Annotated in this window: 16 protein-coding genes and 1 pseudogene; 9 read left to right on the forward strand and 8 right to left on the reverse strand. The window is 42.9% G+C overall.

Features of this window, described 5'->3' with window-relative positions; all coding sequences use genetic code 11:
• The 5 genes from TOL2_RS11685 to TOL2_RS23640 all read left to right on the forward strand — a co-directional run bounded on the left by TOL2_RS11685 (position 1) and on the right by TOL2_RS23640 (position 3,992).
• Positions 1-1,275, forward strand: a complete 1,275-nt coding sequence (locus TOL2_RS11685) for a branched-chain amino acid ABC transporter permease (RefSeq protein ID WP_014957645.1) — start codon at positions 1-3, stop codon at positions 1,273-1,275.
• Between the two features lie 2 nt (positions 1,276-1,277).
• Positions 1,278-2,051 carry an ABC transporter ATP-binding protein gene (locus TOL2_RS11690; protein ID WP_014957646.1) on the forward strand — a complete coding sequence of 258 codons (774 nt, stop codon included), beginning with the start codon at positions 1,278-1,280 and terminating at the stop codon, positions 2,049-2,051.
• Entirely contained in the window at positions 2,051-2,767 is a 717-nt protein-coding gene (locus TOL2_RS11695) for an ABC transporter ATP-binding protein (RefSeq protein WP_014957647.1), read from the forward strand. The genes TOL2_RS11690 and TOL2_RS11695 overlap by 1 nt, the downstream gene beginning before the upstream one ends.
• A 49-nt stretch (positions 2,768-2,816) precedes the next feature.
• On the forward strand, positions 2,817-3,008 hold the full coding sequence (locus TOL2_RS11700) for an FmdB family zinc ribbon protein (RefSeq protein WP_014957648.1): 192 nt from the start codon (positions 2,817-2,819) through the stop codon (positions 3,006-3,008).
• A 72-nt stretch (positions 3,009-3,080) separates the two neighbouring features.
• The gene (locus TOL2_RS23640; protein WP_014957649.1) at positions 3,081-3,992 is read left to right on the forward strand and encodes a chemotaxis protein CheV; all 912 of its coding nucleotides are present in this window, start codon (positions 3,081-3,083) and stop codon (positions 3,990-3,992) included.
• 36 nt (positions 3,993-4,028) lie between these two features.
• On the opposite strand, the gene TOL2_RS11710 is transcribed toward TOL2_RS23640, so the two are convergent.
• Positions 4,029-5,438, reverse strand: coding sequence for a sigma-54 interaction domain-containing protein (locus tag TOL2_RS11710; protein WP_014957650.1), 1,410 nt, complete (start codon positions 5,436-5,438; stop codon positions 4,029-4,031).
• A 458-nt stretch (positions 5,439-5,896) separates the two neighbouring features.
• Between TOL2_RS11710 and trxA the strand changes: the two genes are divergently transcribed.
• From trxA to TOL2_RS11730, 4 genes are all read left to right on the forward strand, one after another.
• Positions 5,897-6,280, forward strand: coding sequence for a thioredoxin (gene trxA, locus TOL2_RS11715; RefSeq protein WP_269764197.1), 384 nt, complete (start codon positions 5,897-5,899; stop codon positions 6,278-6,280).
• 31 nt (positions 6,281-6,311) lie between these two features.
• On the forward strand, positions 6,312-8,414 hold the full coding sequence (locus TOL2_RS11720; protein WP_014957652.1) for an ASKHA domain-containing protein: 2,103 nt from the start codon (positions 6,312-6,314) through the stop codon (positions 8,412-8,414).
• Positions 8,408-9,442 carry an arsenic resistance protein gene (locus TOL2_RS11725; protein ID WP_014957653.1) on the forward strand — a complete coding sequence of 345 codons (1,035 nt, stop codon included), beginning with the start codon at positions 8,408-8,410 and terminating at the stop codon, positions 9,440-9,442. The genes TOL2_RS11720 and TOL2_RS11725 overlap by 7 nt, the downstream gene beginning before the upstream one ends.
• A 389-nt stretch (positions 9,443-9,831) precedes the next feature.
• Positions 9,832-11,751, forward strand: a complete 1,920-nt coding sequence (locus tag TOL2_RS11730) for a tetratricopeptide repeat protein (protein ID WP_014957654.1) — start codon at positions 9,832-9,834, stop codon at positions 11,749-11,751.
• Between the two features lie 100 nt (positions 11,752-11,851).
• On the opposite strand, the gene TOL2_RS11735 is transcribed toward TOL2_RS11730, so the two are convergent.
• The 7 genes and pseudogenes from TOL2_RS11735 to TOL2_RS11760 form a co-directional block, all read right to left on the reverse strand.
• The gene (locus TOL2_RS11735) at positions 11,852-13,135 is read right to left on the reverse strand and encodes an MFS transporter (protein ID WP_014957655.1); all 1,284 of its coding nucleotides are present in this window, start codon (positions 13,133-13,135) and stop codon (positions 11,852-11,854) included.
• Positions 13,136-13,395: 260 nt separating this feature from the next.
• Positions 13,396-13,739: pseudogene (gene tnpA / locus TOL2_RS25995) on the reverse strand (IS200/IS605 family transposase).
• The gene (locus tag TOL2_RS11740; protein WP_014957656.1) at positions 13,740-14,990 is read right to left on the reverse strand and encodes a sensor histidine kinase; all 1,251 of its coding nucleotides are present in this window, start codon (positions 14,988-14,990) and stop codon (positions 13,740-13,742) included. It abuts the pseudogene before it with no gap.
• A 5-nt stretch (positions 14,991-14,995) separates the two neighbouring features.
• Entirely contained in the window at positions 14,996-15,724 is a 729-nt protein-coding gene (locus tag TOL2_RS11745; RefSeq protein WP_014957657.1) for a response regulator transcription factor, read from the reverse strand.
• Between the two features lie 100 nt (positions 15,725-15,824).
• Complete coding sequence (locus TOL2_RS11750; RefSeq protein WP_014957658.1) at positions 15,825-18,953, reverse strand: efflux RND transporter permease subunit; 3,129 nt, start codon at positions 18,951-18,953, stop codon at positions 15,825-15,827.
• Complete coding sequence (locus TOL2_RS11755) at positions 18,950-20,098, reverse strand: efflux RND transporter periplasmic adaptor subunit (protein ID WP_041279461.1); 1,149 nt, start codon at positions 20,096-20,098, stop codon at positions 18,950-18,952. The genes TOL2_RS11750 and TOL2_RS11755 overlap by 4 nt, the downstream gene beginning before the upstream one ends.
• Positions 20,085-21,494, reverse strand: coding sequence for a TolC family protein (locus TOL2_RS11760; protein WP_014957660.1), 1,410 nt, complete (start codon positions 21,492-21,494; stop codon positions 20,085-20,087). Before TOL2_RS11760 ends, TOL2_RS11755 begins: the two co-directional genes overlap by 14 nt.
• Between the last annotated feature and the right edge of the window lie 14 nt (positions 21,495-21,508).

A 21,508-nucleotide genomic window follows, 5' to 3' on the forward strand; every position in this document is an offset into this window, starting at 1 on the left:
ATGCAAATAATAAAAAAAATCAAACTTATGTTTTCAACTGTGCCGATACTGGGCTGGTTGCTGGGTATTCTTGCAGCAGTACTCATAGAGTATTACTGGGGCTATGATTATATATCCTATTATCTGGGGTTGCCTAAAATACCGGTTTTATTCGGCGCTTTGATTATGCTTAAAAAACCGATGATGATACCGGGTGCTGTCGGGTATGATCTTGTCGTATATGTTATTCCGGTTCTTTTGATCGCAAAAACCACAACTTTTTTCACCAACCCCATAGCAGCCATGATTGAAAAAACTCCGGTATGGCTTTCTGCCGTTATCCATTTGATTTTTTTCTATGGAGTGCTTCATCTATGGGCAGGCATTAATGACTACAGGATTCTTATTGTCAAGCTGACGCTGATTTCCATCATCTTAACCGTAAGTATCAACGTTATTAACGGATACCAGGGGGAATTTTCCTGCTCTCACCCCGGATTCATGGCACTGGGTGCATATGTATCTTCCATTTTAACCCTTTATTTTTTTGTGAATGACAAAATTTTTGGGACAGCTGTTTTATCGCCTGCCCTGGGTCCATGGCTTTTTCCCTTTGCCCTGTTAGCCGGTGGATTTGCAGCTGCACTGGGCTCGCTGCTTGTGGCGATTCCTTCTTTTAGAACCAGAGGAGACTACCTGGCCATTATTTCTCTTGCATTCATGTTTATCGTGAAAAGTGCCGTAGAAAACCTCAATGTTATCGGCGGTGCCAGAGGAATGGGGGGGCAGCCTGATTATGCACCTCTGCCTATTATTTTTATCTGGACCATGCTGTCCATCTGGATCATACACAATTTTGTCACCTCGATTATGGGAAAAGCATTAAATGCCGTTCGAGATGATGAAGCTGCCGCAGAATCCATGACAGTAAAAACCCGTAAAACCAAAATGACAGCCTTTATGTTTGGTGCATTCTGGGCCGGTATTGCCGGTGGATTATTTGCCCATGTCCTTGCCTATATCAATCCGGGCATGTTCAGCATCAACCGTCTTGCTGAAATTCTTGCCATGGTTTATTTTGGCGGGCTCAACTCCATTGTAGGCTCCATTGTGGGTGCTGTCAGCATCAATGTCCTGGGAGAGGCTTTAAGACCGCTTGAGCTTTTTAAATGGATTATCATACCACTGATTTTAATCCTTGTTATGATTTTCCGTCCTTACGGTCTGATCTCCTTTACTCAGATCAACGCCAAAAAGCTGTTGAGATCCAAACACAAAAGAGAACAAGGAGTCTGACCATGTCCGCATTGCTCAATGTAAATAATATGACGCATTATTTTGGTGGTCTCAGAGCGGTATATGATTATAACCTGACCATTGAACCCGGGCAGATCACAGGTCTTATCGGGCCCAATGGTGCGGGTAAAACCACGGTGTTTAATTTGATTACAGGTGTTTATACACCCACAAAAGGCTCCATCACCCTTGAAAATGAAAACATCAAAGGGCTTGAAACCAATGAAATTGCCGCCAAAGGCCTGGGCAGAACATTTCAGAATCTTGCGTTGTGGCGGCACATGAGTGTTCTGGATCATATTAAAATGGCCCATTATTCACAATTGTCCTACGGGCTGATCGGATCATTTTTTAATACCCGCAAATGCAGGCAACAGGAAGCCAGGATTGAAGAAAATTCCTATCGTCTGCTTGAACTGTTTGATATCAAGCAGCATGCTCATCAAATGGTAACCAACCTGCCCTATGGGGCACAACGGCGGGTTGAAATGGCAAGGGCCATGGCCACCAACCCCAAAATTCTTTTTCTTGATGAACCCACGGCAGGCATGACACCTGATGAGCTGGTTCAAATGATTAAAATTATTCAACAGGTGCATCGAAATTTTAAAATAGCTATTTTTTTGATAGAACACAGGATGAAATTTGTAATGGAATTATGCCAGCATATTCAAACCCTGGTATTTGGAGAAGTTATAGCACAGGGGCCGCCTGAAGAGATACAAAATAATCCTGAAGTAATTGAAGCTTATCTGGGCAAGGAGGATTTAACCTGATGCAGCAGCTTACCATAAAAAATTTAAGGGTTTCCTATGGAAATATAAAAGCTCTTCATGGAATAGATTTTTCTGTCGAAGCGGGTGAAATTTTAACCATTATCGGAGCCAATGGTGCGGGCAAAAGTACTACTTTGCGGGCAATTTCCAGGATGGTTCCGGCTGAACCGGGATCTGTTCTTGAATTTGAAGGAGAAAATATCCTTAAATACAATACTGATAAGGTCGTCTCAAAACTCGGCATATCCCATGTACCTGAAGGAAGAAGGGTTTTTGGCAATCTTACGGTAACGGAAAATCTCACCCTGGCCTGTTTTGCAAGAAAAGACACAGATCAGATCAAAAAAGATAGAAGGTGGGTATTTGATCTGTTCCCCCGACTTGAGGAGAGAAAAGACCAGCTTGCCGGAACATTGTCCGGTGGCGAGCAACAGATGCTGGCTGTTGGAAGGGGGTATATGAGCGCACGGAAAATCATGCTGCTTGATGAACCTTCCATGGGGCTTGCCCCTCTTCTCATGCTTGAAATGTTTGAGGCTTTAAAAGAAATCAATAATCTGGGAACCACCATCCTGCTGGTTGAACAAAATGCCCGGCTGGCCTTAAAATTTGCCCAGAGAGGGTATGTGATTGAAAATGGATCTCTTGTCCTTGAAGGACCTGCAGATGAATTGCTCAACAACCCTGATGTAAAAAAAGCGTATCTGGGAGCGTAAAAGATACATGAAAAACAAATCTATAATCTGATATGAAAGGATAGCTGTTATGCCGATTTTTGAGTATACCTGCAATCAATGTAAACAAGAGTTTGAAAAACTGGTTTTTGCAGGTGAAGAAAAAAATATTTCCTGCCCTGGCTGCAACAGCAAGGATGTGACAAAAAAAATGAGCGCTGCAAGCTTTATGGGAAACAGTATGGGCAAGTGTGCGACAAGTTCACCCAAAGGCTTTTCATGAGCAAGTTAATATTATCCTTCAGTTTGAAGGATCAATTTTAAAAACCAACTTTGAAAATTAAAGGCAAATAAAATGAATAAACAAGATACAACTTTTGGAACAGGAACCAAAGAGATGGAGCTTCTAACCATACTGGTAGATGATCAGCTTTTTGGCGTTAATGTCGACAAGGTACAGTCAATTGTAATGTATGATCCCGAGCTTGTTACGTCCCTGCCGGGAACGCAGTCCGGGATATCCGGCATGCTTTTATACAGGAATAGAACCATTCCTTTGCTGGATCTTTCCCAGATACTTGATATTGATATTAAGCAAAAATTTGACAAAGAAATTATCGTTGTAACGGAATTTAATAAGACCATAAACAGTTTTAAAGCTCAAGGTGTCAACAGAATATACCGGCTGCCCTGGAAAGAATTTATTCCTCTTGACCACTTGTTTGAGGACAATTCTTTTTTTACAGGTTCCGTTAATGTCGATGATACTCAGGTATTGATTCTGGATTTAGAACACATTCTGGCTGAATTTTTTCCTGAAACGCTTATCGAACAAATCTCACAGGAAAATTTAGATCAGGCAACATTCGTCCAGCGGGAAAATTTGGAAATTGTTTTTGCAGAAGATTCTCCCACAATGCGTAAAGCCGTTGTCAAACAACTTCAAACAGCTGGATTTCAAAACATAAAACCGTTTGTCAATGGTGGTCAAGCACTTGATCATTTAATTCAGAAGTATAAAAACAATTCAGACAGAAACATAAAAAATGTTGTGTTGATATCCGACATTGACATGCCTGTTCTTGATGGATTAACCCTGTGCCATCAGGTAAAAACCGATCCGGATCTAAAAGATATTTATGTGGTGATGTTTTCCAGCTTGATCAATGAACAGATGATCACAAAATGCAATAAAATCAATGCCGATTTCTGCATCAACAAACCGGAAATCAATCGGCTCATCAACATTCTGGACAAAAGATGCTGATATCAATTGCTTTTTCATTGCGTTATCAACAGTTTGTTACAGCTTTTGCAAGGGGATATTCCATTTTTTCATGTACTTCCACACAGAGGTCCGGCTTTTTTGAATTCGTCTGCCAACTTCTGCTTTATTCCAATGACACTCTTCCAATAAGGTTAAAAGATCTTGTTTTGTCAACTTGACCTGGTTTTGCGTTCCGTATGAACCGGTTTGGACCGGGCGGGTAAGCTCAAAACCGGTTTGCGGATATGCATGGTTTTCCCGCACCTCCACCGGCAGATCAGCAAGTTGAATGTGGTTTGAATTGCAAATAACAAAAGCATGTTCAATTGCATTCTCAAGTTCTCTGATATTTCCGGGCCAAAGGTGTTCCATCAATCGTTTCATTCCTTGTGTGTCAACGCCTTTTATGTTTTTGTTTTCCCTTTTATTGCCTTTTTTAATGAAATGACTTACCAGCAATGGGATATCTTCGCGGCGCTCTCTTAACGGGGGAACATGAATTGGAAAAACCTTTAATCGATAAAACAGATCTTCTCGAAATGTTCCTTGTTGAGTGAGTTCATACAAATTTTTATGGGTTGCCGCCATAATCCTGATATCAATCTTTCTTTTTTTGGATTCCCCTACCCTTTCGATTTCTCTTTCCTGGATGACTCTAAGCAGTTTTATCTGCATATAGGGCGTTAATTCTCCTATTTCATCAAGAAAGATGGTACCACCGTCCGCCTCCTCAAAACGGCCTTTTCTATCCCTGTGTGCCCCGGTAAAGGCACCTTTAACATGACCAAAAAGTTCACTTTCCAGGAGGGTCTCGGAAAGTGCCGAACAGTTGACAGTAATCAACGGACCCGAGTCATTGTTGCCGTTATAATGAATGGCCCCGGCAACCAGTTCTTTTCCGGTTCCGCTTTCACCCTGGATAAGAACTGTGGCACGGCTGTTTGCAGCAGACCGGATCGCATCAAATACAGTCTGCATCACAATGCTTTTTCCAATAATATTTCCAAGCCTGTAGGCTTTTTTTAGTTTTCTCTGGGCTTCTTCAGCAGATTTTTTTATCTGTTTTAGTTCGGTCAAATCGGTAATAGTTTCAACAATGCCAAGAATCTGACCATTTTCATCCCGGGCAAGCCTTGCATTTTTTATGACAGGGATATCATAACCGTCTTTATGCCGGATGAAACATTCCTTGGCTTCGGTTTTCCCGTGTTGAATAACTCCGCACTTATTGATATCAGCAGGGCAGGTTTGACCAAAACACCTGCTGCATTGGATCAGGCGGCAGGTATTCCCAACAGCCTGCTGTGCCAAATAGCCGCTTATTTTTTCCATGGACCTGTTCCAGGACGTGATAACTCCCTGATCGTCCAGGGTAAACAAACCTTCCGCCATGGTATCAAGAATCTGGTTTAAAAAATTAACATTCCATAATTGATAGGTTTTCATTTTAATAGTTGAGATTTCTCCTTTGTTGTCTTTTCTTTGTCCTTTTGATTGTCTGTCACCTGACAGGCATCTTTCATTCATGTGGAGATTCCCATTTTCGGAAGTATATATACCTGCAAAAGGATATACACCCCTAAAAATATAAGAATATAAACCATTTCCTTCATGCTTTTCCTCCATGTTTTATTTTTTCATATAACTGCCATAGGCAGCCCTGGTCTTTCACCTTGGTTTGCCCACAGCAAAGATTGAAAGTCACTGTCTGAATTTTTCAAAACTTTCATATTGCATGATATGAAATATACACTCAACCGGTACAATGCGCAACCCAATTAACGGTGTAACGTTACTTTATTGAGTTGTCTTTTTGTTGAGACAACATCCTCTTAAAAGATTTTTAAGCTTTTTATTTGCTTTATTTTCAATATATTATAACTTTTTAAGACTTCTGTTAAATTGTGAAATTGTTGTCCGGCATATTTTTTGATTATATTCATTTTCATAATTGCTTTTTTACCCAAATTATTAATGGAGGTGAACAAATGAGAACAGATAAACTCTGGGAAAACATAGAACAGGGTGTTGTTCTGATGGATTTCAGTGCGGACTGGTGTGCGCCCTGCAAAGCACAGGAGCCCATCATAAAAAAAATAACAAAAACATATCTCAATCGTGCTTCTATTGTTGAGGTAAATATTGATGAAAATAAAAAATTAGCAACAAAATACATGGTACAAAGTATTCCCACTCTGATACTTTTTAAGAATGGAAAAGAAATTAAGCGCTTTGTCGGTCTTCAACCTGAAATCACCATTACAAAGAGCCTGGATGATGCACTATAAAAATTGAATCATTAAAAAACGGAGGTTAAAAATGGGTAATTGTATCAATCACCCTGATCGAGAAACAAATTACATCTGTATGAAACACAATATTTTTCTTTGCGAAGAATGCCTGGAATGTCGTGATCCTGATATTTATTGCAAGTTCAGACCCTCATGCCCCATTTATTTTATTACAAAAAAAGGGTTTGAATCGTCTGAAAATGAAACCGAAAAAAAAGAATATACCGTTATTTTTGAACCAGGAAAAAAGAAAGTGACTGTCAGTGCCGGAACCAATCTTTTGAAAGCTTCCCAAAAAGCGGATATTTATGTTAATGCGTCATGCAATGGCAAGGGATCATGTGGTAAATGCAGACTGATCATACAATCAGGTAAAGTGGATTCTAAAAAAACTTCTTTGTTAAGTGACAAGGAAAAAGAAAAAGGATATGTTCTGGCATGTCAATCAAAGATTTTAGAAGATATTATTGTCAAAATTCCCGAAGAAACCATTGAGAAAAAGCTTAAAGCAGCGGGTATGGGGGAACAGGCCACAAAAAAACTTTCAGGCCTTGTGGAAAAAATTGAACCCATCGTGGAAAAGATTCCTCTGCAGCTTGATCTGCCAACACTTGAGGACACTGTCAGTGACCTTGACAGATTAACCCGGGCGCTTAAAAAACTTGGATATGACATCTCCAAAATGAGTACCAATATCAGGGTAATGCGTCAACTGACAGCGTCTGTCAGGAATGATCACTTCAAAGTTGTTGCGTCTGTTCTATGGAAAAAATGTTCTTCGGAAATCGTTGACGTCTCTCCTGCAGCCCATGATGAAAAAAAATCCCTTGGAATGGCCGTGGATCTGGGAACCACCTCCATTGTCGTTTATATTGTGAATATGGCTGATGGTGCAGTTCTCAGTGCTGCCTCTGGTCATAACAGACAGGCTGCGTGTGGAGATGATGTGATTAACCGAATCATATGCTCTGAAAAAGACGGGGTTGGAAAATTAAAAAAAATGGCAGTTTCAACCATCAACAATCTGACAAAACGAGCCCTGGATTCAATTGAGGAAGACCATAAGCAGGTGGAAAATATCGTAATATCCGGGAACACAATCATGACTCACCTGCTGTTGGGAATAGAGGCAAAATACATTAGAAGAGAACCTTATATTCCTACGGTTTCTCAATTCCCCATTATGAAAGCCGGGGAAATCGGTTTAAAGGCTGCACCTTATGCAGGTGTTTTTGTCATGCCCGGACCTGCCGGCTATGTTGGCGGAGATATTGTATCAGGTGTTCTTTATACAGGGTTTCATCAATTGGAAGAGTTCACCTTGTTTATTGATATTGGGACAAATGGGGAAATCGTTCTGGGTAATAATGAGTTTCTTATGACTGCAGCCTGCTCTGCAGGTCCGGCCTTTGAGGGCGGCGGCATCAGATGGGGAATGCGCGCTGAAGACGGGGCTATTGAAAAAATAATCCTTGCTCCTGATTCGTTTGAACCGGCCTATTCAACTGTGGAAAATAAACCTGCAAGGGGTATTTGCGGGTCAGGCATGATAGACCTGCTGTCTGAAATGCTGTTAAAGCAACTTATTGGTCAGGATGGAAAATTTATAATGGAACCGGATCATCCAAGATTTACACGATTTAATGATGAACCGGCATTTATCATTGAATTTGGCAAAAATATTGATTCAGAAGAAGATATTATTTTTACCCAGTCTGATATAAAGAGTCTGATCCTGAGCAAGGCAGCCGTATATGCAGGATTCAGCATTCTTCTTGAACAGGTTGGAATGGATTTTTCTTCTGTTCACCAGATGATTATCACCGGCGGTTTCGGACAATATCTTGATGTTGAAAAGGCCATAACCATAGGATTGCTACCCGATATTGAAAGAGAAAAATTTAAATATATGGGCAACAGTTCCATAGCAGGCGCTTATATGGCGCTTCTTTCCAATACCTTTCGAAGCCGGGCCGTCGCCATTTCAAACACAATGACATATCTTGATTTTTCAAGTAACAACGGGTTTATGGAAGAGTTTACCAAGGCCCAGTTTTTACCTCATACCGATGCAAATTTATTTCCAAACATTCACAAAACCAAAACAAGAAAGGAATCTGTATCATGCTGAAAATATTATCATTCATACAAAAAAATTTAGTTTGGGCTATTCCTGTCTCCATGATATTCGGATTGATCTACGGATATTTGTTTGACGCATCATCCTTAAAACAATTTATTATCCCGGTGACATTTATAATGGTTTACCCCATGATGGTGACATTAAATGTGAAAACCATTTTTAAAGGCCATGATGGCAAACTCCAACTGGTTACACAGCTCATTAATTTTATATTTATTCCTATAATTGCATTTTTCATCGGGAAAATATTTTTATCAGGCGAGGCTGAAAAATTCGGACTCTGGGCTGTTGGGCTGTTTTTGATCGGCGTTCTTCCAACATCAGGCATGACCATATCCTGGACCGGGTTTGCAAAAGGAAACAAGGAAGCTGCCATTAAAATGGTTGTATTCGGCCTTGTCATAGGATCTCTTGCCGCGCCGGTTTTTACAAAAGTATTCATGGGTGCAACCATTGAAGTTAACATGCTTCATATGTTCAAACAGATTGCTATTTTCGTGTTTTTACCTTTAGTTGTAGGTCTTTTTACCCAGTTTTTCGGAATGAAAAAATATGGAACAAAACATTGGAATGAAAAAATAAAACCTAAATTCCCTCCATTTTCAGCACTTGGGGTGGTTTTGATTGCATTTTTGGCCATGTCTCTTAAGGCCAGGCATATTATTTCAAACCCCGGAGATATTGTTACCATACTGGTTCCTTTGGCTGTTTTTTACCTGATATCATATGTGTTCTTAACTGTGATCGGTCGATTGCTGTTTAAAAGAGAAGATGCCATTGCCATGGTTTTTGGTGTCGTGATGCGGGATTTATCCATTGCCCTTGCCATTGCCATGACAGCCTTTGGCAAACAAGGAATGACCATTGCACTGCTGATCGCCCTTGCCTATATTATCCAGATCCAGTCGGCGGCATGGTATGTCAAATTTATTAATTTTATGTTCGGCTCTTCTACAGCAAAAAAAGAGATGGCATCAGAACCTGATAAAACTGAAAAACTGACCGTACCTTTATAAAAGTCTTGGCATATAAAAAAAAGACCTGGCATATAAAAATCTGCCATAAAATCCAGGCATAAGGCCCAAGTATATCGAATAAATATGAGCCGTTGAATTGCAATCTCTCCAACGGCTCGTATTTGTTTTATCGGCTGTATTACAATTTCGGCCATTCAAAAGAATCAATTGAGATCAAGTCAAAGAGTCTCAAACCCCATTTATGAATAATTAGTCTTCTTTATGGGCAACAAACTTCACAGGGGTCGGCTTTCAAGAAGAATATTGATTGCACAAAAAAACGACCTGTGATAGGCAATTTATCTGACAATAAAAAAATAAGAGATTGTCTTACTTACCTGAATTAAAATGTTTAAATATAATATTGTTCAAAACAACAAGGAGGAAACATGGGATTAAAAGAAGAGTTGGAAGAAAAAGCCGAAGAGTGTGATGCTCCGGAAGAATATATTGCCGTGGCAAAAGAAATTGTGGACGGACTTTCTGATAAAGAGTGGGCGTCCGAACTTTTGCAAGAAGGTGCTGACTGGGCCGAAACATTTGAAGACGCAGTCGTATATGCCAAGGCCAGTCTTGATTTGCTTCAGGATACGGATGCTGCTACCGCCCTTCTGGAGCAGGGTAAAAACCTGTGCGGTTCAACAGAAGATTTTTTAAAGCTTGCCGCAGCGGCCCTGGAGCTTAAGCTTGAAGATGTATCAAAAGACATTATCGGAGCTGCAAGTTCAAAATGTGTCAAAGTAACGGATTTTTTAGAATTAAGCGATCATATTGCCAAAGTTCTCAACGACAAAGAGCTTGCTGAACAAACCATTGACAAAGCCTTTGAAAAATGTTCAAAAGCCGATGATTATGTGGTTTTTGCAAAGTCTGTTCTGGACATGTTCAAAGACAAGGACAGGGCCAAGAATGTGTATGAAAAAGCAATGACAAAAGCATCAAAGGCAGATGATTTTATAGTGCTTGCGGCCGGTGTTACAACTGACCTTCAAGACAATGACCTTGCCCGAAAAATTTGTGAAAAAGCCCTGGCATCACTTGAATCCGGAAATGAGCTGCTCAAATTTGCCGAAACCGTAAAAAAACAGCTGGATGATACTGATTTTGTAATGTCTGTTTATAAAAAAGCGGAAACAGTTTTTAAAGATTTTTCAGATTATCTGAAACTGGCCAAGGCCGTATTTGACAACACCGGTGATGCAGCCTTTGCTTCTTTAGTTTATCAGAAAGCGGCAGCCACTAATCCGGACTGCGGCCAACTGGTTGCTCTGGCCATTTCCATGGCAAAAGATCTTAAAGATACGGATGCGGCAGTTCAGGTTCTCAAACAGGCTGAAGGGGCCGTAAAAACCAATGCAGACTTTATCAAAACAGCCAAGGCTATCCAGGAGATTGTCACCGATGACGAGACCTGGACATCGGCAATTTCCTTTCAGCTGGAAAAACGGGAAGAATTTAAAGCATTATATGCGGATTTTATTTTAAGAGAACAGGAAACCAAAACCTGCTCTCCCATGCGGACACTTGCCCATGAGGTGTTTGAGAAGACAGGAGACAAGTATTACGCAGCCAAGCTTTACAAGCTTGCAAAAGCACTTACCGTTAATTTTAACGATTTTATAAAACTTACTGCCGGTATTCATTCGGACTTAGGAGACGAAGCCCTGGTAAGGGATATCTATTCAGAACTTCTGGATAAATGCACCAGTCTCAGTTTCTATGATGAACTGACCCGTGCCATTGCCGATACACTTAAAGATGAGGCCTGGATTCGTGAGATATATGTCGGTATTGAAAAAAAGAGTTCCAAAAACAGTGATTTTATCAAACTTGCGTCCATTGCAGTAAAAAAATTCAATGACAAGGAATGGGCAGCAAAGCTGCTGAGCAAAGCCGAGGAAAAATGCAGCAGCCTGTCTGATTTTGCGAGTATTGCCGGAGCTGTTTTTAACTGGCTTGAGGATAAAGATTGGGCTCAAAAACTCTATGGCTCAGCAGCATCACTCTGCCAGTCCCAACGGGATTACGGGCAATTGATTTGTCTTATAAAAAATCAGACATCCGAACAGATATTCTTGTCAAATATTGTGTCTTCAGCTCGCAAAAAACTGACCTCCTTTGATGATCTTGTGTTTTTGGCGGAAACTGCTTTACTGCAGATGAATGACCCTGATATTGCTGCAGAAATTTATGCGGAAGCAGAAGAAAAAGCTCAGTCCAATCATATGCTTTCCAAACTGGGTACGAGCCTGAGCAGACGAATGGATGATTCCAAATGGTCCTCCAGAGTCTTGCGAAAAATAAAATAACAAAAAAATAATTTATATTTTTTATAACAGGGGTTTGTAATGAAGATAAAACATTACAAGCCCCTGTTTTTTAGAGGAGCATGTCTTCCAAAATCATTATTTAACGATAGTCTTTTTTCATGGCAAGGGTTTCGGTCGTAAAGGTGTAGCAAACACAAATAACCGCAAGGCAGATTCCGCAGAAGATAAAGGCACTTTTGAAAGCTGAAAAGCCCAGAGAGGTTCCTGGATAAAGAAATTTCATTAAAAAGCCCAGTCCCTGTAAGAAAACAGCAACTCCGCCCATGGTAAAAAAATTAATTGCTGTCATTGCCATGCCTGCATTTTCATGGGGAACTTGTTCTTTTATATGTGCATACATTAGCTGTCCTGAACTGCTGAACAAACCAAAACAAAAAAAGAGGACTGACAAAGTCACTTTTCCTGATTCCCCGGGAAGAAACACAAGAATTCCTAAAATAACAGACATCCCGAAGAGACCGAAGGTAATAACCTTTTTTCGAGATGTAAAAACAATATCAGATAAATGCCCTGTCACGGGACTGCCGATGATCATGCCGATACTCATTAGCAGGATAATATTACCTGCCGTAACCGGTGAGAGTCCAGCCACCTGTATAAGATAGGGGCCTGCCCAAAGCGCCTGAACAGAAGCAAAAATACCATAACGACAAAATGTGGAAAACGAAATGATCCAGAAATCCCGTTGGGAAAAAAGGATTTTAGCCCTTTGCAGAGTATCTCTTACCTTAGGACGGGAAGCTCCCTGGTTTTCCGAAATAATTTGGTTGCCGGGCCGGTCGTTTACCAGGAAAAAGAAAAGAATCACTATAAAAAAAGTGACTCCGCTCATTGTCACAAAGCTGTTTCTCCATCCAAGCGTTTGTACCATTAATGCGAGGGGGGTAGCCGCCGCTATATTGCCGGCAGTGCCAGCTGATAATATAATAGCTGAAAGTGTTGCAAACTGTTTCGGACGAAACCAGATCGTGATTAGTTTTAAAGTTCCCATAAAATTGCATGCCATACCGATTCCCAAAAACACTCTGCCTATGGTCAGCGAGTAGTAGGATTCTCCCATGGAAAAAATCAGTGCGCCTGCCACGGCAACCAACGTGAGCAGGGTCATGGTTATCCTGGGGCCAATGCTGTCAAGAAAAAGCCCGACAGGAATCTGCATCAGGGCAAAGGCATAAAAAAATGATGCCGATACAGTACTAAGTTCCCAGGCATCAAGTTTTAAGTCATGTATAAGGTTAGGAGTAATCACGGCTACGGATGAACGGTAAAACTGTGACAGGATGAACAGGGTTCCGGCTATTATCAATATCAGCCAGCGGCGGGATGATTTTATGATATCAAATAATATATTGTTATTGTTCAATTTTCTAAACTTCCTCTTTTTTTAATATGAAAGTCTTCAAAAATCCAAATAGTGACTTTCATGTTTTGTTGTGAGCAAATCTGAGCGAAAAAAACAGGTTGCCCATGGCAGTTATATAAAAAGAGGAAGAATACTTATCGATATTTTTTATGTCAAGTGTTTCATTAACTGTGAAACCGCCTGGGGTGTATTGGGGATAAAGGGAATAAAGAACCCCTACCAAGAGGGCAGGGTTTTGAAGTGTCCCTATCCAATTTATATTATCGTTCTAATTGTTTTTCTTTGTTTTCTTGATATTTGACATACTTTCTAATTTTTTCTTCATCAAGACCGACATTATCAACACAGTATCCTTTAGTCCAAAAATGATTACCCCAATAGGGTTTGTGTTGAGATGCCTGAATTTATTGAAGACACGAATTGCAGATCTACCCTTCAACGTTCCAATAAAGTTAGAGATTGATACCTTGGGTGGTACCATGACAAGCAAGTGTACATGATCAATTTGTACGTTCAACTCAAAAATTTCACAGCCCTGTTGCTCTGAAAATGCCCTGATACAACGATTGACCTCATCAGCTACTTTGCCAGTCAGAATCCTCAGCTAAGCATTAAAAGAGGAATCCGGGGTGAAAATTAAATCCACCTGTGTGCTATTTCCTGTATTTTGTTGTTTGATGAACTGCCAGTTCATTTTATCGCACAGGCGTTCTACGATGGTCAGGCCAATACCCGGTTTTGCACAGGTGTCAAACCCTGGGCCACTATCCTGAACGCTGACACCGCCTTTAAAGATATTAATGACGACCCTGCCGTTTATTGTGTACTGGAAGGCATTTTTTACAAGATTGCCAAAGGCGATTTCAACCAACGTCACAGGTGCGATCAAAGGGCTGGACTCTGATACCCGCACCTCGACTTTTACGGGTTTTGAGCCCAGGATATAGAGGTACTTGTCAACAATGGAGTCAGCGATTTGCTTTAGGTTGCAAAAATCATTTCTGACCGGGTCCTGTCTTTCCCTGGCCAGCATCAGAAAGGTGCTGATAAGCGACTCAATATCTGCAATGGATCTGCTGATCCTTTCCAGGGGGCCCCGAAGCTTTTGATCTGTCTTTTCAATTCTCTGGTACAGAAGCTCAACAGCACTTTTAACGACGCTCACGGGTGTTCGAAGTTCATGGCTTGCATGGGATGTAAATTCCCGCTCGCGGGATGTGAAATCTGAAATTTTTCTCAGCAGCTGATTTATTTTTTCTGTCAGCATCCCGATTTCATCTTGAGAAGCAACATACGGTAGCTCAATGGAATTCCCATCCAGGGGGAGAGATTGAACTGCCCCGGCCAAATTGGAAATAGGGTTAAGTATCCGGTTTGAAAGGGAGCGGGCTATTCCCCATCCTAACAATAAAACCAGCAGACCGATACCCCCTGCCAGCAGGCTGATATACATTTGAAACCAGTCTGTGGCCTCAATTGACGCTACATGGTAGAAAATGTAAAGGTGCCGACCACCTGAGTCAACCGGAACAATGGCGGCATGGGTATCCAGATCGTCGGTTATCTCAAAAATTCCAGGGGGCTGGTCTAAAATATGTTTTTTTAACGGCTGGGGTATTTTTGAGATATCTGAATATGCTGTAATGTGCATGGGCAGGTTTTTCGGTATTTTCCCTTCCTGTTGGTATTTTTCCAGAACAATGTCTGAAATTTCTGACAATTGCCTGTTAAAGGCCCAGTCTTCTGACAGTTTCAGCATTCCGGAAATCGCAATCGAATAAACAAAAAGCAGAATGGCCAGATACCCACAGAAATAAAAAATGATTCGGGATTGAAGTGTTTTGGATATTTTCATTGTCTTTATCTCAAACTGAAGCCCACGCCGGTGATGGTTTTAATACATGATGGCTGCCCGGGTGTATCCAGCGCCTTTCGAATGGCGTAAATATGTGTCCTCAAAGAATCACTGGCCGGTTTCCACTCCCCCCACAGATACCGCTCCAGGTCGCGTCGCGTTACAACCTCGGGGGCACAGCGGATCAACTTTTTGAGGATACGAAAGCATGTGGGTGTCATTTTAACCGGTTTTCCTTCAACCGTTACCTTCTGGTGGCTGATATCCAGGTGAATTGCTCCAAATTCAAAGCTTTTGGCTGATTCATAATGGTCCGGCCGCCGGATCAATGCCATCAGGCGTGCTTCAAGTTCTTCCAGTTCAAACGGTTTGACAAGATAATCATCCGCACCGGCATTGAACCCTTCAAGTTTATCCTCTATTGTATCCTTGGCCGTGAGCATGAGTATCGGGTTTGATTTTTCTGTCTCTTCTCGAAATCTCCGGCATAGCGTCATCCCATCGATTCCCGGCAGCATGATATCTAACACAATGACATCAAACGGAAGGGTCAGTGCAAGGTGTAAACCGGAAACGCCATCCATGGCATAATCGATGACGTGGCCTTTATCTTCCAGGAAATCTCCGATATTTGCAGCCAGATCTACATTATCTTCGATTATTAATACCCGCAGTTTCCTGAAATGGCGGGCAGTGTGCCCATTCATTTTTTTCGTCGATTCGTTGGCCTTCATAATAATAGTGTCCTTAAAAAAGTGGTTCATCAACAATGAGAATGACATTTGACTTTAATTCAGCTTAATTCATATCGCTGTTATGATGTCAAGCAGAAAATCAGTTAATGAACAGCCTTTTTATTAAAAAATCTGTATTGCTTATCTTTGGCTGTTTTTTTTCAAACAGCCAGAGAAAACCCGGCATCATGACCAGGGTGATAACGGTTCCGAATACAAGGCCAAAACTAATGGATATCGCCGCCGGGATCAGGAATTGTGCTTGTTCTGAAGCCTCCGTCAACAGCGGTACCAGACCGAAAAAGGTGGTCAGAGTAGTGAGCAGAATCGGGCGGAAACGATGACAGGCAGCGTCCACAATGGCCTTAAACGGGGGCTGTCCAGATGCCTGGTACCGGTTATATGTTGTCACCAGCACCAGTGAATCATTTACCACCACACCGGCCATGGCAATGATGCCGATGACGGACACAATGGACAGATCGCAACCAAGGATAATATGACCCCATATCGCACCAATAAGGCTGAATGGGATTGTTGATAAAACCATGACAGGCTGGGTAAAGGAATTAAAATAAAAGGTCAGCACAAGAAAGATGATACCCAGGATAATTAAAAACCCATTGCCCAGGGATCCTAAGGCTTCATCATTTTCCTCATCCTCTCCACCAAAGTGTATTGAAACACCTGGAAAATCCGACAATACCTGCGGTACAATGGCTTCCTCCAGCGCATCTTCCACAAGATCATCATCAATGCCGAATCCGATGTCTGCAGTCACCGGATAAATCCGTTTCCCATCCCGCCGGGCAAGGCTTGTATAAGAGCGGTCCTGGGTGATGTCAGCAACTTCCTTGAGGTTTACCAGTTTTCCTGAAGTGGATCTGAGTTGAATATCCTGCAGCGAGCTTATACTGTTTCGTTCCGCCTGAGTTAACCGAACCATGGTTTTTACCTCACTGCCGTCCCTCACAAATCTGAGCGCCTCGGCACCATGGTATCTGTGACGAATCTGCAGGGCCACCATTTCTGCGGAAAACCCCATTTGCTGGCCGGACTCTTTAAGCCGTATTGTCAATTCCGGTTTGCCGGCCCTGACACCGTCATCTATTGATGTCAGTCCTGAAATGGTTCTCAGTCTCCGGCCCAGGGAAAGGGCTGCGCTGCGTGACACTTCCGGATCCGGGTGAAAGACTTCCAGCATGATCGGTTCACCACCGGTAACATTTGTTTCACCCGTAAAATTCAAGGATTCCAATTCACCGGGGTCACCAAATGCCTGCTGCCAGGCGGCGGCAAACTGCCTTCCGCTCAAAATCCGCTCCTCTTCCGGCGGAAGTGCCATCAAAACAGAAATATAGTGGAATCCGGCAAGGGATTCAACTTCCACCTCACCCTCTTCAAGTCTTGTGCCGATAAGCGAAAACACCCCGGGGGATTTCATGTTGTTCTCTTTTAGAACGGTGTTTGCTGCCTCTACCAGTTGCTTCTGAATTTTGATGGATTGTTTTTTAGGTGTTCCATATGGCAATGTTGCCTGGGCAATGACCGTATCTGATTCGATTGTCGGTGTGAAATCAAAATCAAGATATTCTGCAGCAATGGCACCTATGGTGAGCAGCAGCAGAACAAATGCCATGGCAAACAGGGTGCCTGTATTCCTCAGGCTGGTCTGGATAAAGGGCCGGAATCTGTTTTCAATAAAATGTTCCAGCCAGGCATTTACCATCTGCTGAGGTCGTGCCAGGGTTTTCAGCCACGACCATTCCGGGTGTCCCACGGAAAGATGTGCGCTGAGTATGAATACGGATTCAAACAGGGAAACCAGAAGAACCGCAATCACAACAGCTGGGATTTGATAGAAAAGAACACCCATTTCACCTGGAACAAAAAACATGGGCATAAATGCAATAATCGTGGTTGAAGTGGCAAGCAGCACAGCCCCTCCCATTTCCTCGAGCCCCTGGGCAGCTGCTTTCAGAGGAGGCAAACCGTTTTTAAGCTGAACATGGATGGCTTCTCCGATCATGATGGCATCATCCACCACGACCCCAATGGTTACGATAAATGCAAAAAGCGACAGCATATTAAGTGAACCGCCAAAAACAGGCAGCAGAACAAGCCCTCCGAGCAGGGATGTGGGAATACCGACCATCACCCAGAAAGCAAGGCTGGGGGTTAAAAAAAGCCCCAAGGTTATGAGAACCAGGGCCAGACCGATCAGTGCATTGTCTATGAGCAATGCCATCCGGCTACGATAGGCAGATGCCTGATTCTCAAAGATGACGACCTGGATCCCATTGAATTTTTTAGGCACAATAGTTTCAATATATTCCTGAACTGCGGCTTCAACTGATATCGGGGATTCATCTCCCACTGCATAAACATCAATCTGAACCGCTGGCAACCCGTTAAACCAGGACTCAATTTCAGACACGCCAAATCCGTCTTTCAGTGTGGCGATATCAGATAAATGAATCGGTATGCCTTCGGTTGTCCGGCCAATCACAACACCTTCAAATTGCGATGCCCACTCCCGGCGTTCCGACGTGCGCAGTGTAATATCCACTTCATTGGTGAAAAGGGTGCCGCCGGGCAGGTTGGGAGAACTTTGTTTGATTTTTTCAGCCACATCAGAAAGTGTCAGCCCGTATTGCCGCAACGTGTGCTCTGATAATTCAATGGAAATTTCCTGTTCCCGGGGGAACGCAAGTTCCACATTTTTCAGGCCCTTTAATGTACGCAGATCGTCACGAACGGTTTCTGCATTTTTTTGAAGCCACATAACAGGCTGATCGCCGAAGACAATAATGGAAAGCGCTTTTTCAACATGAGATGGAATACTGATCACGGGTTTTTCGGCATCTTCAGGCAGGGTCTCAATCCGGTCGACAGCATTTTTGATATCCCCCAGCATCTTTTGCGTATTAACATGTTCCAGCAACGTGAGTGTTATGGTTGCCCCCCCCTCACGTGCCCTGGAATCCACCCGTTTGATGCCGTCCATTCCGCGCACAGCATTCTCGATGACCATCAGGATGGACGTATTCATCTCCTCCGGGGAGGCACCGGGCAGATCTACGCTGAGTTCTACCATTCGGGTTTCCTGTGCCGGCATCAATTCCTGACGGATGGTCATGGCGCTGAGCGCCCCTCCAATCATGATCACTACCATGATGGTATTTGCAAAAGCCGTCCGTTTTAAAATAAAATTTAAAAAAGCCTTCATTTTTCTGGCTCTCCAGGTGTAATTGAATGTTGATATTTCGCCACTTTATCAGACAACTCAGACAGAATCATTCCTTTCAGCGGGCTTGAGATATGGGTGATAATAATTTTGTCATACAATGTGATACCGCTACCGATCACCAGGTTTTCCATATCCCTGGCAAGAATCGTCACGGTTCTGACATCCAGTTTGTTGTCTTTATCCAGCACCCAAACTGTTTTTTCCGGACGAAGTGCTTTTTCAGGGAGCAGCATTGCCTTTTCAAAAAAAGGACCGGGAAGCAATAGTCTTGCATATTCCCCAATGGTGACCTGCCTGCCCTTGAACTGCACAAGTACCTGCCTTTGGCGGGTCTGCGGATGTATATGAGAAAAGACCGACTTGATAATCCCCTCATACTTTTCCGAACGGGTGGTGATCTTGACACGGTCTGATTCAGGGATAATTGAATATCCGGCAGAAAACAGGGCGTTTATCTGGTAATTATCCGTGCAGGCGATGGTTAATCCAATATCTCCGTTGTCCAGTATACGACCACTGGCAATATCTTCGGAAAGAATAATACCGTTACAGGGCGAATGGATTCGTGTGCGTTCAAGATCAAGCCTGGCTTGACCTTCTTTTGCGGCAGCGATCCGCACTGCGGCTTCCCTTTCTTTGAGTTGAGGCTTGCGCAGGGCCAGAGAGTTGTTTTTAGCACCCTGCCGTCTGGATTCTTCCAGCAGGCCCCATTCAGCCTTAGCAATTGCCTGACGGCCTTTTTCGATCTCAAGCGCCTGTAATTCAATATCCTTGGCAGCCGTTGCCCGGGCCAATGAATTCTTATAATTTTGGTCATCAATCGTGAACAGCAGATCCCCCTTTTTTACATGGGCGCCATTGAAAATATAATCCGATACCACTTTAATCTTTCCAGGTACTTCGACACGGATATTGATGATTTCTTCCGGTTGGATAAACCCCCAGGCAGGTATCTGGATCTGATAATCCTGTACTCTGGCATATATTGTTTCAACGGACATGGGGGGTATGGAAGCGGCCATCATCGGTTCCTCTTCTTCAAAGGCAATCATCAGGGTGGTGAGTGTGCATCCGATCAATAAAACCAGAGCGGGAAGCAACATTCGTATGTTAAAAATTTTCATGTGATTCACTCCATTGTGCACTGAGGGCTTTTAAAAGATGACCTCGGTTAATAAGCAGGTCCTGTTTCAACTCAATGTCACTTTGCTGAAGGTCTTGCAGCTTTACCAGCGCCAGAAGGACGGACAAAAAAGACTGTCGACCGTTAAGGTATTGAAACTTGGCTCTGTCAACGGTCTCCATCGCAATAGAAACCTCTTCATTAAGCAGGCATTGTTCGTCGAACAAAGCGTTTTCTTTCACCAGCACATCTTCCACTTCCTGGAATGCATTGAGTACGGATTGTTCCAGGATTGCCAGGTTTTCAAACGCCTGGGCCTTTTTAACAGAGACGTTGGCCTTCAGTCGGCCGGCATCAAAAACAGGCACCAGCAATCCTGAGATAAAACTAAGTTCTCTGGCTCTTCCGATATCAGCAATTGTCGGGCCACCCAGGGTATAATTCAAGGAGATTGATATACGGGGCAGTCGATCTGCAATGGCCTTTGCGACCTCATGATCAGCAGCCTGCAGCGCATAAAAAACAGCCCTTAAGTCCGGGCGGTGTCCCAGCAACTCCCGTGGACTTGAAATGGCTGGTATCTTTTCCAGGACCGGCCATTCACCACCCGGCTGATGGCCTTCATCCGGCAGGTTGCCCAATAAAACAGCGTATGCATGTGAATATTGCTTTTTTTTTGATATCACATCCGGAAGTGCCCGGTTAATATGCGCAATATGTCCCTGTTGCTGGAGAACATCCAAGGCATTTCCATCGCCCTGGGCCAAACGCAATTCGATTAATTCCAAAATTTTGTTATTGGTTTTTCTCTGGTCTTTCAATACCTTTTCCATCTGGACGGCCCCATGGTATTTAATCCAGGCCTGGACCAGAAGAAACTGTAAATCCAGTGCAACCTGATCAACCATTGCCTTTTTTTCTTCTATGGAAAGAGACGCAGCAGCCTGCCCTGCCCTCAGCCGGCCCCAGATATCCGGCTCCCAATGCAATACCGTTCCGATATCAATGTGACTCCGGGTGGTTGACGAACGATCGGTTGTTTCCTTAATTCTGGACCGCTCATAACCTGCACTTGCATTCAAAGACGGCACCGCCAGTGATTCTGCGATATCAAACGCTGCAATGGCCCTTTTCATCCGGGCCCTGGCGGCTTCAATCTGATAATTTTTTTCAATAAGCATCAGCACATCTTTTTTGAGCGAATTTGAGGGAAAACTGGTTTTCCAGTATATCCTGGTGCCTGGATTTTGGATTTCGAGATTGACAAACGTCTCGGGCAGCCTTGATTGAATGGTTTCGCGCTGTTGGACCTGAATGGTTTGACACGAATAAATCGTCACAAGGCTGCCGACAAGCAGGATATGCATCAGCGATATGCGTTGCAAGAACTTTAACATCTAACACTCTGCCT

The organism is Desulfobacula toluolica Tol2 (genome assembly GCF_000307105.1).
GTDB classification, from domain to species: Bacteria; Desulfobacterota; Desulfobacteria; order Desulfobacterales; family Desulfobacteraceae; genus Desulfobacula; species Desulfobacula toluolica.

What these genes read in the sequence shown, in the direction of transcription:
- TOL2_RS11730 (WP_014957654.1), top strand. Translation starts at nt 9,832, where the DNA reads ATGGGATTAAAAGAAGAGTTGGAAGAAAAAGCCGAAGAGTGTGATGCT.
- TOL2_RS11695 (WP_014957647.1), top strand. Translation starts at nt 2,051, where the DNA reads ATGCAGCAGCTTACCATAAAAAATTTAAGGGTTTCCTATGGAAATATA.
- TOL2_RS11760 (WP_014957660.1), bottom strand. Translation starts at nt 21,494, where the DNA reads ATGTTAAAGTTCTTGCAACGCATATCGCTGATGCATATCCTGCTTGTC.
- TOL2_RS11700 (WP_014957648.1), top strand. Translation starts at nt 2,817, where the DNA reads ATGCCGATTTTTGAGTATACCTGCAATCAATGTAAACAAGAGTTTGAA.
- TOL2_RS23640 (WP_014957649.1), top strand. Translation starts at nt 3,081, where the DNA reads ATGAATAAACAAGATACAACTTTTGGAACAGGAACCAAAGAGATGGAG.
- TOL2_RS11685 (WP_014957645.1), top strand. Translation starts at nt 1, where the DNA reads ATGCAAATAATAAAAAAAATCAAACTTATGTTTTCAACTGTGCCGATA.
- TOL2_RS11750 (WP_014957658.1), bottom strand. Translation starts at nt 18,953, where the DNA reads ATGAAGGCTTTTTTAAATTTTATTTTAAAACGGACGGCTTTTGCAAAT.
- TOL2_RS11740 (WP_014957656.1), bottom strand. Translation starts at nt 14,990, where the DNA reads ATGAAAATATCCAAAACACTTCAATCCCGAATCATTTTTTATTTCTGT.
- TOL2_RS11755 (WP_041279461.1), bottom strand. Translation starts at nt 20,098, where the DNA reads ATGAAAATTTTTAACATACGAATGTTGCTTCCCGCTCTGGTTTTATTG.
- TOL2_RS11720 (WP_014957652.1), top strand. Translation starts at nt 6,312, where the DNA reads ATGGGTAATTGTATCAATCACCCTGATCGAGAAACAAATTACATCTGT.
- TOL2_RS11745 (WP_014957657.1), bottom strand. Translation starts at nt 15,724, where the DNA reads ATGAAGGCCAACGAATCGACGAAAAAAATGAATGGGCACACTGCCCGC.
- TOL2_RS11690 (WP_014957646.1), top strand. Translation starts at nt 1,278, where the DNA reads ATGTCCGCATTGCTCAATGTAAATAATATGACGCATTATTTTGGTGGT.
- TOL2_RS11725 (WP_014957653.1), top strand. Translation starts at nt 8,408, where the DNA reads ATGCTGAAAATATTATCATTCATACAAAAAAATTTAGTTTGGGCTATT.
- TOL2_RS11710 (WP_014957650.1), bottom strand. Translation starts at nt 5,438, where the DNA reads ATGAAAACCTATCAATTATGGAATGTTAATTTTTTAAACCAGATTCTT.